This window comes from Pseudomonas sp. B21-056, assembly GCF_026016325.1.
Lineage (GTDB): Bacteria > Pseudomonadota > Gammaproteobacteria > Pseudomonadales > Pseudomonadaceae > Aquipseudomonas.
Map to the genome: position 1 here is coordinate 2,206,010 of NZ_CP087203.1, position 12,655 is coordinate 2,218,664.

The following is a 12,655-nucleotide window of genomic DNA, read 5'->3' on the forward strand; positions in this document are numbered from 1 at the left end:
CGCAGCCCAGCGGGGATAAATCCCCTCGCCACAGCAAGCTCACTCGCCACAAATTTATTTTTTGATAGTCAAAGGAAAACCCTATGAACGCCGATCTGATTCTGTTCAATGGCCAGTTCCACACCGTCGACCGGGAAAAGCCCCGGGCCAGCGCCGTGGCCATCAGCCAGGGCACGTTCGTTGCCGTAGGCACCGACGCCGAAGCCATGGCCCTGCGTGGCAGCGGTACCCAGGTCATCGACCTCAAGGGCCGCACCGTCATCCCCGGCCTTAACGACTCCCACCTGCACCTGATCCGTGGTGGGTTGAACTACAACCTCGAGCTGCGTTGGGAAGGCGTTCCGTCCCTGGCCGATGCCCTGCGCATGCTCAAGGACCAGGCCGACCGTACGCCGACGCCGCAATGGGTACGTGTGGTGGGCGGCTGGAACGAATTCCAGTTCGCCGAAAAGCGCATGCCGACCCTGGAAGAACTCAACCAGGCCGCCCCCGATACCCCGGTGTTCGTGTTGCACCTGTATGACCGCGCCTTGCTCAACCGCGCCGCGTTGCGGGTGGCCGGCTATACCCGCGACACGCCGAACCCGCCGGGCGGCGAGATCGTGCGCGACAGCAAGGGTGAGCCCACCGGCATGCTGGTGGCGCGTCCCAACGCGATGATCCTCTACTCGACATTGGCCAAGGGGCCGAAGTTGCCCTTGGAGTATCAAGTTAACTCCACTCGCCAGTTCATGCGCGAACTCAATCGCCTGGGGCTGACCAGTGCCATCGACGCGGGTGGTGGTTTCCAGAACTACCCGGACGATTACGCGGTGATCGAGCAGTTGGCCCGGGAAGAGCAGTTGACGGTGCGCATCGCCTACAACCTGTTCACCCAGAAGCCCAAGGAAGAGCTCAGCGACTTCAAGAACTGGACCGGCAGCGTCAAGCTGCACCAGGGCGATGATTTCCTGCGGCACAACGGCGCCGGTGAAATGCTGGTGTTCTCGGCGGCGGATTTCGAAGACTTCCTGGAGCCACGCCCGGACTTGCCGGCGAGTATGGAGCAGGACCTGGAACCGGTGGTGCGGCACCTGGTGGAGCAGCGCTGGCCGTTCCGCCTGCATGCCACCTACAACGAGTCCATCAGCCGCATGCTCGATGTGTTCGAGAAGGTCAACCGTGACATCCCGTTCAACGGTCTGCCATGGTTCTTTGACCACGCCGAAACCATCACCCCGCAGAACATCGAACGGGTCCGCGCACTGGGCGGCGGTATTGCCATCCAGGACCGCATGGCCTTCCAGGGCGAGTATTTCGTCGACCGCTACGGCGCCAAGGCCGCCGAAGCGACGCCGCCGATCAAGCGCATGCTGGCCGAAGGCGTGCCGGTGGGTGCCGGCACCGACGCCACCCGGGTGTCGAGCTACAACCCCTGGACCTCGCTGTACTGGATGGTCAGCGGCCGCACAGTCGGCGGCCTGGCGCTGCACGAAGAAGGCCTGCCGCGCCTCACCGCACTGGAGCTGTTCACCCATGGCAGCGCCTGGTTCTCCTCGGAGCAGGGCAAGAAAGGCCAGATCAAGGTCGGCCAACTGGCGGACCTGGCGGCACTGAGCGCCGACTTCTTCAGCGTCGAGGAAGAAGCCATCAAGTGGATCGAGTCCGTGCTGACGGTGGTCGACGGCAAGGTGGTGTACGCCGCCGGCGACTTCGAAAAACTCGGCCCTGCCAGCGTCCCGGTACTGCCGGACTGGTCACCGGTGGTCAAGGTCCCAGGCCACTGGCGTCCGACCTCGCCGTTGCAGGCCCAGGTTCACCAGTGCAGCGGTCCTTGCACGGTGCATTCCCATAGCCATGAAAGGGCGCGGCTGTCGAACGTCCCGGTCAGCGACTTCCAAGGCTTCTGGGGCGCGTTTGGCTGTTCCTGCTTCGCGTTCTGACTGACACACAACATTCCCCCCTGTGGGAGCGAGCCTGCTCGCGAAGACGTCGGCGCATCCGACGCCTTCGCAACTGACACACCGCTTTCGCGAGCAGGCTCGCTCCCACAAGGGTTTCGTAACATCCATCCAAAGGAGTCATCCCATGAGCAACGCCCCTGTCTACAACCGCCTGAACAAAGACGACGCAGTCGTCCTGCTGGTCGATCACCAGACCGGCCTGATCTCTCTGGTGCAGGACTTCTCGCCCAACGAGTTCAAGAACAACGTGCTGGCCCTGGCCGACCTGGCGAAGTTCTTCGGTCTGCCGACCATCCTGACCACCAGCTTCGAAAAAGGCCCTAACGGCCCGCTCGTGCCGGAGCTCAAGGAAATGTTCCCGGACGCGCCGTACATCCCGCGTCCAGGCCAGATCAATGCCTGGGACAACGAAGACTTCGTCAAGGCGATCAAGGCCACCGGCCGCAAGCAACTGATCATCGCTGGCGTGGTGACCGATGTCTGCGTCGCGTTCCCGACCTTGTCGGCACTGGCCGAAGGTTTCGACGTGTTCGTCGTCACCGACGCCTCGGGCACCTTCAACGAAACCGTGCAGCAGGCTTCCTGGGCCCGCATGACCGCGGCTGGCGCGCAACTGATGAACTGGTTCTCGGTGGCTTGCGAACTGCACCGCGACTGGCGCAACGACATCGAAGGCCTGGGCAACCTGCTGTCCCAGCGCATTCCGAACTACCGCAACCTGATGAACAGCTACGCGGCGTTGACTGCCAAGTAAGCTGAGTCGCCTGTTTAAAAAGATGCCCGCCCTCGTGCGGGCATCTTTTTGTCTGGTGAAACCTGTGGCGAGGGGATAAATCCCCTCGCCACAGAAAATCCTTTTGTCATCAGGTTTGAATTCAACCTGAATCGCTCTATAACATTCCTCACTGTCCACCCCTGGAATGACAATGAACCCCTTCGAAGAAATGCGCATTTTCGCCCAGGTCATGGAGTCGGGCAGCTTCACGGCGGCGGCGGACCAGTTGGGGCTGTCCAAGCAGTTTGTCAGCCGCAAGCTCATGGAGCTGGAACAGCGGCTGGGGGTTCGTCTGCTCAACCGTTCGACGCGCAGGCTGGATGTCACCCCATTGGGCCAGCGCTATTACGAAGCCGCGTTGCGTCTGCTCAGCGAGCTCGAACAGGTGGAGCAGGGCATCAGCGGCCAGACCAGCGAGCCTCGCGGCACTCTTCGGCTCAGTGCACCGTTGTCCTTTGCTGTGGCGCACTTGGGCTGTCTGCTGCCGTTGTTCCTGCAGCGCTATCCGCAGGTCAGCGTCGAGGTCGACCTGAGTGATCGCTCGGTGGATTTGCTGGGGGAGGGTTACGACCTGGCGCTACGGATCGGCGTGCTGGAGGATTCGACCTTGATCGCCCGCCGCATCGCGACCATCGACCGGGTGTACTGCGCCAGCCCGACCTACCTGGCGCAACGCGGCACCCCCTCGCGCCCCGAAGACCTGCGCAACCATGACTGCCTGCCCTACGGTCACAGCCGTCAGGTTCAGTGGCGTTTCGCAGGGGCTGGCAAACCGTTGGTACTGGAAGTCGCCGGGCGCATGCGCGCCAACAACGGTGATCTGCTCAGGGATGCGGCCATCGCCGGCATGGGCATAACCTATCTCCCCACCTTCATCCTCGGCGAGGCGTTGAGGGACGGGCGGCTGATCAAGGTTCTGGAGGGCTTCGAAACCGAGCCGTTGGCCCTGTCGGCGGTCTACCCGCAACATCGCCAGAGCTCACGCCCGGTACAGGCGTTGGTGGAGTTTCTGCGTGAACACATGCAATAGCTGAGCGTCCAGCCGTCGCTGGACGGCCGGACGCACAGCCATGTCCGATCAAGCGGCCAGGTTAGGGCTGCTCAGTTCCTTCTTGTACTGCGCCTTCATGGTTTCCATCTGTTCACCCAAGGCATCCAGCTTGGCTTTGCCCAGCAGTTTTTTAGCCTGAGGGAACATCTCTTTTTCTTCTTCTTCGATGTGGTGCTCAAGCAGTTCCTTGACCACTTTCACCCGCCCGGCAAATTCCGGTTGGGAAGGATCGGTGGCCTTCAGGTCCGGCAGCACCAGGGAATCGACAGTGCGATGTTCTTCCTTGGCTTCGTAATACATTTCGGCCTCATCCTTGCCGCCTGCCTGCTTGAAGGCCGGATAGAGGATCTCTTCTTCCAGTCGGGTATGAATGGAGACTTCCATTTCCAGCTTCGCCAACAGGTCGGTGCGTTTCTTGACGCCGCGTTCGGTGGATTCGCTCAGTTGAGCAAGAATGCCTTTGACGCGTTCATGGTCAGCTTTCAACAGATCGATGGCGTTCATATACAGCTCCTCGGCAATTCACGGTTGCGCGCCGGCTTCAAGCGCCGACGTCGCGTTAACCGAGAGTTGCATCGGTCGTGCCAGCCAGGATGTTTTTAAAATTCCTTTAAAAACAAGTGGTTGAGATAACCATGGTTTTTATCATCGTGCAGGCTGCATGAAGCGGGGCCAAAGCGCCTTGCACTTTGCGCTGCCCTGACCAAGAACCCCCTTGTGGGAGCGAGCCTGCTCGCGATAGCGGTCGCTCAGCCGATGATGATGTCGGCTGGCCTGGCCTCATCGCGAGCAGGCTCGCTCCCACAGGGGGATTTGCGGCTCAGTCATCGAGCAGCTGCCGCACCCGTCCGGCAATCGCCAGGCAGGATGTCAGCCCTGGCGATTCGATGCCGAACAGGTTGATCAGTCCGTGCACCTGGTGCTCGGCGGCGCTGCTGATGAGGAAGTCACGAGCGGGTTCGCCCGGGGCGGAGATCTTCGGGCGGATGCCGCTGTAGGCCGGTTGCAGGCTGTGCTCGGGCAGGTCGGGCCAGTAAGTGCGAATCGCCGGATAGAAGGTTTCGGCCCGAGTCGGATCGACCCGGTAGTCCTCATGTTCGACCCATTCGATATCAGGCCCGAAGCGGGCCTGGCCCGCCAGGTCCAGGGTCATGTGGATGCCCAGCCCGGCGGCTTCCGGGGCCGGGTAGACCAGATGACGGAAGGGCGCGCGTCCGGCAAGGCTGAAGTAGTTGCCCTTGCACAGATAGTCCTCGGGCACTGCTTGCGCCGACAGGCCCTCCATGCGTCGGGCGAGCGCAGGCGCCTGGAGGCCGGCTGCGTTGATCAGTCGGCGGCACGACAGACTCATCTGGGCCGTGCCGCCCAACTCCAGCAGGAAGTGCCCTGCATCGATGCGCACCCCCATTAACGGCGTGTGGAAGGCAATGTTCGCGCCGGCCGCTTCGGCATCGCCTTGCAAGGCCAGCATCAGGGCATGGGAGTCGACGATGCCGGTGGAAGGCGAATACAACGCCGCGACACACGCCAGCGCCGGCTCCAGGGCCAACGCCTGCTCCTGATCGAGCAGACGCAGGTCGTCCACACCGTTCATCAAGCCGCGTTCCAGCAACACCTGGAGCCCGGCCACCTGTGCCAGGTCCGTGGCGACGATCAGCTTGCCGAGCCGGCGAGTCGTCACGCCGTGGCTTGCGCAATAGGCGTACAGCCGGTGCCGACCTTCGACGCACAACCGGGCCTTGAGGCTGCCGGATGGGTAATAGATACCGGCATGGATGACTTCGGAATTGCGCGAGCTGGTGCCCATGCCGATGGCGCCGCCGGCTTCGATCAGCAGCACCTCATGACCGGCCTGGGCCATCTCCCGGGCCACGGCCAGACCGACCACCCCCGCGCCCACCACCACGCATTCGATATCGACGCTCAACCTCATCTCTCCTTCAGGGCTCTCTGGCGTTTCAGGGTAGTCCTGCCTAGGCAGTGGGTGAAGTACAGCGGCGATGTTAAAAAATGTTAGATTGAAAAAATACTTCACAAGATCTGTTCATTGGTGGATGATCGACCCCAACCTGTAGGACAAAGCTCGCTAACAAGACCCACCAGAACAGTTCGCTGTCGCTTCCGGAGTGCCTCATGAATAACAAGAATGTCGGTGTGATCGGTCTGGGCGCGATGGGCCTGGGCATTGCCCGCTCGTTGCTGCGCGCAGGTTTCAATGTGCATGCCTGTGATGTGCGCGCCGCGGTCACCGAGCAGTTTGCCGGCGAGGGTGGGGTGGCCTGCCTGTCGCCTGCCGACATGGCGACTCGATGCGACGTGATCATCACCGTGGTGGTGAATGCCGAGCAGACCGATGCCGTGTTGTTTGGTGAAAACGGTGCCGTGCAAGCCTTGGGCGAGGGCAGTCTGGTCATTGGCTGCGCCACCGTGGCGCCGACCTTCGCCGTGGAGCTGGGCCAGCGCCTGGCGCAGACCGGCCTGCTGTACCTCGATGCGCCGATCTCCGGCGGCGCGGCCAAGGCAGCGGCCGGCGAGATGACCATGATGACGTCCGGCCCGGCGCCGGCCTACGCCAAGGCCGAAGCGGTCCTGGCAGGCATGGCGGGCAAGGTCTATCGCTTGGGCGACGTCCATGGCCTGGGCTCCAAAGTCAAAATCATCAATCAGTTGCTGGCCGGCGTACACATCGCCGCTTCGGCCGAAGCCATGGCCCTGGGGCTGCGCGAAGGCGTCGATGCCGATGCGCTGTACGAAGTGATCACCCACAGCGCTGGCAATTCCTGGATGTTCGAAAACCGCGTGCCGCACATCCTCAAGGCTGACTACACGCCCCTGTCGGCGGTGGACATCTTCGTCAAGGACCTGGGCCTGGTGCTCGATACCGCCCGCGCCAGCAAATTCCCGCTGCCGTTGTCGGCCACCGCGCACCAGATGTTCATGCAGGCCTCCAGCGCCGGTTTCGGTCGGGAGGATGATTCGGCGGTGATCAAGATTTTCCCAGGCATCGACCTGCCGACCGCCAAGCCTGACTCGCTCTGAGGAACCGCCATGACCCCCTCCAACGCGCGCCCACTGCTGGGCTGCATTGCCGACGACTTCACGGGTGCTACGGACCTGGCCAACATGCTGGTGCGCGGCGGCATGCGCACGGTGCAGAGCATTGGCATTCCCGGTGCCGACGAGGCTGAAGGCCTGGCGGCCGATGCGATCGTCATTGCTCTCAAGTCGCGGACCCTGCCTGTGGCCGAGGCCATCGACGAATCCCTCGCGGCGCTGGCCTGGCTGCGTGAGCGTGGCTGCCAGCAGATCTTTTTCAAATATTGCTCGACCTTCGACTCGACCGCCGCGGGCAATATCGGCCAGGTCAGCGAAGCCCTGCTCAAAGCCCTGGACAGTGATTTCACTCTGGCTTGCCCGGCGTTCCCGGAGAACGGCCGGACGATCTTCCGTGGTCACCTGTTCGTGCAAGACCAATTGCTCAACGAGTCGGGCATGCAACACCACCCGTTGACGCCGATGACCGACGCCAACCTGGTGCGTGTGCTGCAAGCCCAGACCTCCCACAAGGTCGGCCTGTTGCGTTACGACAGTGTCGCCCGAGGCGTGGACGCGGTGCGGGCGAAGCTGGCCGAGTTGCGCGGCCAGGGTGTGGGCATGGCCATCGCCGATGCGTTGTCCGATGCAGACCTGCACACCCTCGGCACGGCCTGCGCGGACCTGCCGCTGCTGACGGGCGGTTCCGGGCTGGCCCTGGGGCTGCCGGACAACTTCCGGCGAACCGGCCAGCTGAGGGATTTCGATGTGTCGACGCTGCCCCAGGTCCCCGGTGGCGAAGTGGTCTTGGCCGGCAGCGCCTCAATCGCCACCAACGGACAAGTGGCCGCCTGGCTCGAGGCCGGGCGGCCGGCCTTGCGCATCGATCCCGTGGCGCTGGCCGCCGGTGAACCGGTGGTCGCCCGAGCCCTGGCGTTTGCCCGCGACGCGGCGGACACCGTGCTGATCTATGCCACCAACAGCGCCGATGAAGTCAAGGCGGTGCAACAACAATTGGGCGCCGGGCGGGCCGGTGCGCTGGTGGAGAACGCCTTGGGCGAGATCGCCCAAGGTTTGCGCGAACAAGGGGTACGGCGTTTCGTGATTGCCGGTGGCGAAACCTCCGGCGCGGTGGTCAAGGCGCTGGGGGTGACGCTGTTGCAGATCGGCGCGCAGATCGATCCGGGGGTGCCTGCCACCGTCAGCAGCGGCGCGCAACCGCTGGCCCTGGCACTCAAGTCGGGTAATTTCGGCGGTCGCGATTTCTTCGCCAAAGCCCTCGCGCAATTGGCCGGAGGCACCCGATGAGCCCGGAAAGCGCCTTGCGCGAAGAGATCTGCGAAGTCGGCCTTAGCCTCTATCAGCGTGGCTACACCGTCGGCAGCGCCGGCAACATCAGCGCCCGGCTCGACGATGGCTGGCTGATCACGCCCACCGATGCCTGCCTGGGACGTCTCGATCCAGCAGCCATCGCCAAGGTCAATGCCGCCGGCGAATGGCTGTCCGGGAACAAGCCGTCCAAGACCCTGGCCTTGCATCGCCAGGTCTACGACCGCAACCCGACGGTCGGCGGCGTGGTGCACACCCACTCCACCCACCTGGTGGCGCTGACCCTGGCCGGAGTCTGGCGCCCCGACGACATCTTGCCGCCGCTCACGCCTTATCAGGTGATGAAGGTCGGGCACATTCCATTGATCGGCTACCAGCGTCCCGGCTCGCCCGACGTGGCGGAGCAGGTGGCGCAACTGGCCAATCGGGTTCGCGGCGTGATGCTCGAACGCCTGGGCCCGGTGGTCTGGGAAAGTAGCGTGTCCCGGGCCAGCTACGCCCTGGAGGAATTGGAAGAAACCGCGCGGCTCTGGCTGCTGAGCAATCCCCGGCCCGAGCCGCTCGATCAGGCGGCACTGGATGAGCTGCGCGACACCTTTGGCGCCGATTGGTAGGGCGCCATGCCGAACAGCGCCCCGTAGGAGCTGCCGAGCGAAGCGAGGCTGCGATCCTTTGATCTTTCGCTTGAGATTCAACTGGCAGTGGAAAGATCGCAGCCTCGCTTCGCTCGGCAGCTCCTACGGCAGTCCTGCGGACCGGTGCGACGTTTTGCTAAATCCCCTCGCCGCAGGTGCAGAGCGGGCTATCTGAAAAACAATAACAACAGGATTCATTCCATGACTCATCGTAATCGCAGTGTTTGTCGCGCAAGCGTTCTTCCGATCTGCTCCCGAGGGTCGCGCCCATGAGCCCGGTCATCCTGATGATCACGGCCGGTACCGGGATCGCGCTGTTGCTGTTCCTGGTGCTCAAGTACAAGTTCCAACCGTTCGTGGCGCTGATGCTGGTGAGCATCCTGGTGGCGCTGGTGGCCGGGGTGAAACCGGCGGACCTGGTGGCGACCATTGAAGGCGGCATGGGCAAGACCCTCGGCCACATCGCAATCATCATTGCCCTGGGCGCGATGATCGGGCGCATCATCGAGCTTTCCGGCGGCGCCGAGGCCCTGGCGAAAACCCTGATCGAACGCTTTGGCAACCGCCGTACACCACTGGCCCTGACCATCGCCGGCTTCATCATTGGCGTGCCGGTGTTCTTCGAAGTGGGCGTCATCATCCTCATGCCGCTGGCCTATGGCGTGGCCCGCAGCGCCCGCAAGCCGTTGCTGGTGTTCGCCTTGCCGATGTGCGCGGCGCTGCTCACGGTGCATGCGTTCCTGCCGCCCCATCCGGGGGCGGTGGCGGCGGCCAGCCAGTTGGGTGCCGACCTGGGGCGTGTGCTGATGTTCGGCCTGCCGTTGACCGCATTTCTGTGTTTTGTCGGCTACAAAGTGGCGGGGCGCATGACGCGTCGTTTCTACCCGATGACCGATGACATCCGCGCCGAAGTCTACGGTCCCCACGTCACCAACGAAGACCTGGCCGCCTGGAGCAATGGCAACGGCCGGGATCCGCTGCAAGCTGCCGTCGCGGTGTCCCACATGGGCCTGGAGGAATCCACCGGCACGTTGGTCGCCAAGTTGCCGCCCGCGCCGCCCCCGGGTTTCGGCCTGATTGTCGGACTGATCCTGCTGCCGATCGTGCTGATTCTGCTGGGCACGTTGTCGACCACGCTGCTGCCGATGGAGTCCACGGTTCGTGGGGTCATGACGGTGCTGGGGGCGCCGCTGGTGGCGCTGCTGATCGACACCTTGCTCTGCGCCTGGCTGTTGGGCTCACGGCGGGGCTGGAGTCGCAGCCAGGTGTCTGATGTGATCGGCTCGGCGTTGCCGGGGGTGGCGATGGTGATTCTGATCGCCGGTGCCGGTGGTGTGTTCGGTAAGGTGCTGGTAGACACCGGGATCGGTGCGGTGGTGTCCGAGATGCTGCGCACCACCGGGTTGCCGGTGCTGGCGCTGGGCTTTTTGCTAACCATGCTGCTGCGCGCCGTGCAAGGCTCGACCACGGTGGCGCTGGTGACCACTGCCGGTATCATCAGTCCCTTGATCGCCACCCTCGGCCTGACCCCCAACCACCTGGCGCTGCTGTGCCTGGCCATGGGCGGTGGCGGGCTGGCGATGTCCCACATCAACGATGCCGGTTACTGGATCTTCACTAAACTGGCAGGGCTCAACGTGGCGGACGGCCTGCGCACCTGGACCGTGATCACCACGCTGCTCGGTACACTCGGTTTTGCTATCACTTTGTTGATCTGGCCTTTTGTCTGACCTTTTATTCAAGGAGCGTCGGTATGCCCCGTTTTGCAGCCAACCTCAGCATGCTCTACCCGCAACATGATTTCCTCGACCGTTTCGCGGCCGCGGCGACCGACGGTTTCGATGCCGTGGAATACCTGTTCCCCTACGAGTACAGCCCCGAGGTGCTCAAGCTGCGGCTGGATGACAATGGCCTTGTCCAGGCGTTGTTCAACGCGCCGCCCGGGGATTGGGCGGCGGGGGAGCGGGGGCTGGCGACGTTGCCCGGGCGCGAGCAGGAGTTTCGTCAAGGCTTCGAGCGTGCCCTGGAATACGCCGCGGTGCTCGGCAACTCGAACATTCACGTGATGGCGGGTTTGCTCCCGTCCGAAGCCGAGCGGGCCCGGCACCACGGCGTGTACCTGGAAAACCTTGCCTACGCCACCGCTCGGGCGGCGAAGGCCGGGATCACGGTGTTGCTGGAACCGATCAACACCCGGGACATGCCCGGCTTTTTCCTCAATCGCCAGGATCAGGCCCATGCCATCTGCCGGGAGGTCGGGGCGGAGAATCTCAAGGTCCAGTTCGATTGCTACCACTGCCAGATCGTCGAGGGCGACCTGGCGAGCAAACTCAGGCGCGACTTCAGGGGTATCGGGCATGTCCAGATTGCCGGCGTGCCGGATCGGCATGAGCCGGACTTGGGGGAGGTTCGTTATCCGTTCCTGTTCGGACTGCTGGACGAGCTGGGCTATGACGGCTGGGTCGGCTGCGAATACCGTCCCCGCGGCGATACTTCGGCCGGCCTGCAATGGCTGCGAGACTGGAAAGCGCGCTAGGAACTGTGAGAGATGGTGGTGGGGTCAGCCTGCTTTGATGTTGACTGACCCATTGCCATCGCGAGCAGGCTCGCTCCCACAGGGATTTCGGCTGTTCGCAAGATCCGCATCCGCCATCAATCCCCCTGTGGGAGCGGGCTTGCTCGCGAAAGCGATGGCACAGCTTGCATCAATCTATTTGTGCCACCGCCATCGCGGGCAAGCCTGGCTCCCACAGAAATTTCGGCTGTTCACAAGATTCGCGTTCGCCATCAATCCCCTGTGGGAGCGAGCCTGCTCGCGATAGCGATGGACCGGCTTACGACGATCTTAGGCAGACTGCCCACCCGCCAGCAGCAACTCGACGCCCTGCTTGCGAATGCCATCGGCCGCCGCCGATGCCAGGGCGTCGTCGCTGATGATGAAATCGAACTGCTCCAGCCCGGCGATGCGGTACATGCTGAAGGTGCCGTACTTGGAGCTGCTGGCCACCAGCACCACTTGCGAGGCCGACTGCATCGCCACCTGCTTGACCTCCACCTTCAACGCCGATGGTGTGGTGATGCCCCGTTGCAGGTCCCACGAACTGGTGGACATGAAGGCAATGTCCGTCACCACCTGACGCAAGGTCGCCACCGCCAGCCCGCCGACGCAGGAGTGGTTGGAATGATCCAACTGCCCGCCGGTATGAATCACCGTCACCTGCGGCGCCTCCATCAACGCCTGGACCACTCCGAAATCGTTGGTCACCACCGTCATCCCCGACAACGCCTTGATGTAGGGCACGATCTCCAGCGTGCTGGTGCCGGCATCCAGGTACACCGTCATGTCATCCTTCAACAGCCTGGCCGCCAGTTTGGCCATGGCCTGCTTCTGCGGCAGCTCCACCACGGCCTTGGACTGATGGCTCGGCTCGCTGTGCAACTGGCTGGCGATACGCACCCCACCGGTCACCGAATAAGCCCGGCCTTCCTGCTCCAGCAGGGCAATGTCGCGGCGCACGGTCATGTGCGAGCAATCGAACATCTCCATCAACTGATGAACGCTCAGCACCTGATGCTTGCGCAACTGACGCAGGATCTGTTCCCGACGCTGCTCGGGAATCATCGGTGCGGGGCTGTCGCTGGCCATGTCCTTGGGGGTGGGCATCGGTGTGGGCTCGGTGACTGAAAGGGCAGGGGAGCGGACATAGTAACGAATCCGCGAAGGAATTTATCTGTGGTGAAGGGATTTAGCGAAACGTCGCCCCGCCCCGCTGGACAACTGTAGGAGCTGTCGAGCGAAGCGAGGCTGCGATCTTTCCACTACCAGTTGAATCTCAAGCGAAAGATCAAAAGATCAAAACACAGGCATAAAAAAACCCGCATCTCGCGA

11 protein-coding genes are annotated in these 12,655 nt (G+C 63.1%); 8 read left to right on the forward strand and 3 right to left on the reverse strand.

Annotated features, from left to right (window positions below):
- Window positions 1-83 precede the first annotated feature (83 nt).
- From LOY67_RS09855 to LOY67_RS09865, 3 genes are all read left to right on the forward strand, one after another.
- Window positions 84-1,922, forward strand: a complete 1,839-nt coding sequence (locus tag LOY67_RS09855) for an amidohydrolase (RefSeq protein ID WP_265066985.1) — start codon at window positions 84-86, stop codon at window positions 1,920-1,922.
- 145 nt (window positions 1,923-2,067) lie between these two features.
- A complete protein-coding gene (ycaC, locus tag LOY67_RS09860; protein ID WP_041024338.1) occupies window positions 2,068-2,697 on the forward strand; it encodes an isochorismate family cysteine hydrolase YcaC in 630 nt (209 codons plus the stop codon).
- A 172-nt stretch (window positions 2,698-2,869) separates the two neighbouring features.
- Complete coding sequence (locus LOY67_RS09865; protein ID WP_265066986.1) at window positions 2,870-3,748, forward strand: LysR family transcriptional regulator; 879 nt, start codon at window positions 2,870-2,872, stop codon at window positions 3,746-3,748.
- Between the two features lie 48 nt (window positions 3,749-3,796).
- Here the strand turns inward: LOY67_RS09865 and LOY67_RS09870 are convergent, their stop codons facing one another.
- Both LOY67_RS09870 and LOY67_RS09875 read right to left on the reverse strand, forming a co-directional pair.
- Window positions 3,797-4,273, reverse strand: coding sequence for a hemerythrin domain-containing protein (locus tag LOY67_RS09870; protein WP_265066987.1), 477 nt, complete (start codon window positions 4,271-4,273; stop codon window positions 3,797-3,799).
- Window positions 4,274-4,589: 316 nt separating this feature from the next.
- On the reverse strand, window positions 4,590-5,696 hold the full coding sequence (locus LOY67_RS09875) for an NAD(P)/FAD-dependent oxidoreductase (RefSeq protein ID WP_265066988.1): 1,107 nt from the start codon (window positions 5,694-5,696) through the stop codon (window positions 4,590-4,592).
- 206 nt (window positions 5,697-5,902) lie between these two features.
- Between LOY67_RS09875 and ltnD the strand changes: the two genes are divergently transcribed.
- The 5 genes from ltnD to otnI all read left to right on the forward strand — a co-directional run bounded on the left by ltnD (window position 5,903) and on the right by otnI (window position 11,302).
- The gene (ltnD, locus tag LOY67_RS09880; protein ID WP_413776174.1) at window positions 5,903-6,808 is read left to right on the forward strand and encodes an L-threonate dehydrogenase; all 906 of its coding nucleotides are present in this window, start codon (window positions 5,903-5,905) and stop codon (window positions 6,806-6,808) included.
- Window positions 6,809-6,817: 9 nt separating this feature from the next.
- The gene (gene otnK / locus LOY67_RS09885; protein ID WP_265066989.1) at window positions 6,818-8,110 is read left to right on the forward strand and encodes a 3-oxo-tetronate kinase; all 1,293 of its coding nucleotides are present in this window, start codon (window positions 6,818-6,820) and stop codon (window positions 8,108-8,110) included.
- A complete protein-coding gene (locus tag LOY67_RS09890) occupies window positions 8,107-8,745 on the forward strand; it encodes an aldolase (protein ID WP_265066990.1) in 639 nt (212 codons plus the stop codon). The genes otnK and LOY67_RS09890 overlap by 4 nt, the downstream gene beginning before the upstream one ends.
- A gap of 290 nt (window positions 8,746-9,035) precedes the next feature.
- On the forward strand, window positions 9,036-10,496 hold the full coding sequence (locus LOY67_RS09895; RefSeq protein WP_265066991.1) for an SLC13 family permease: 1,461 nt from the start codon (window positions 9,036-9,038) through the stop codon (window positions 10,494-10,496).
- 23 nt (window positions 10,497-10,519) lie between these two features.
- Complete coding sequence (gene otnI / locus LOY67_RS09900; RefSeq protein WP_265066992.1) at window positions 10,520-11,302, forward strand: 2-oxo-tetronate isomerase; 783 nt, start codon at window positions 10,520-10,522, stop codon at window positions 11,300-11,302.
- 309 nt (window positions 11,303-11,611) lie between these two features.
- Here otnI and LOY67_RS09905 read toward each other — a convergent pair whose 3' ends face one another.
- A complete protein-coding gene (locus tag LOY67_RS09905; RefSeq protein ID WP_265066993.1) occupies window positions 11,612-12,430 on the reverse strand; it encodes a DeoR/GlpR family DNA-binding transcription regulator in 819 nt (272 codons plus the stop codon).
- Window positions 12,431-12,655 lie beyond the last annotated feature (225 nt).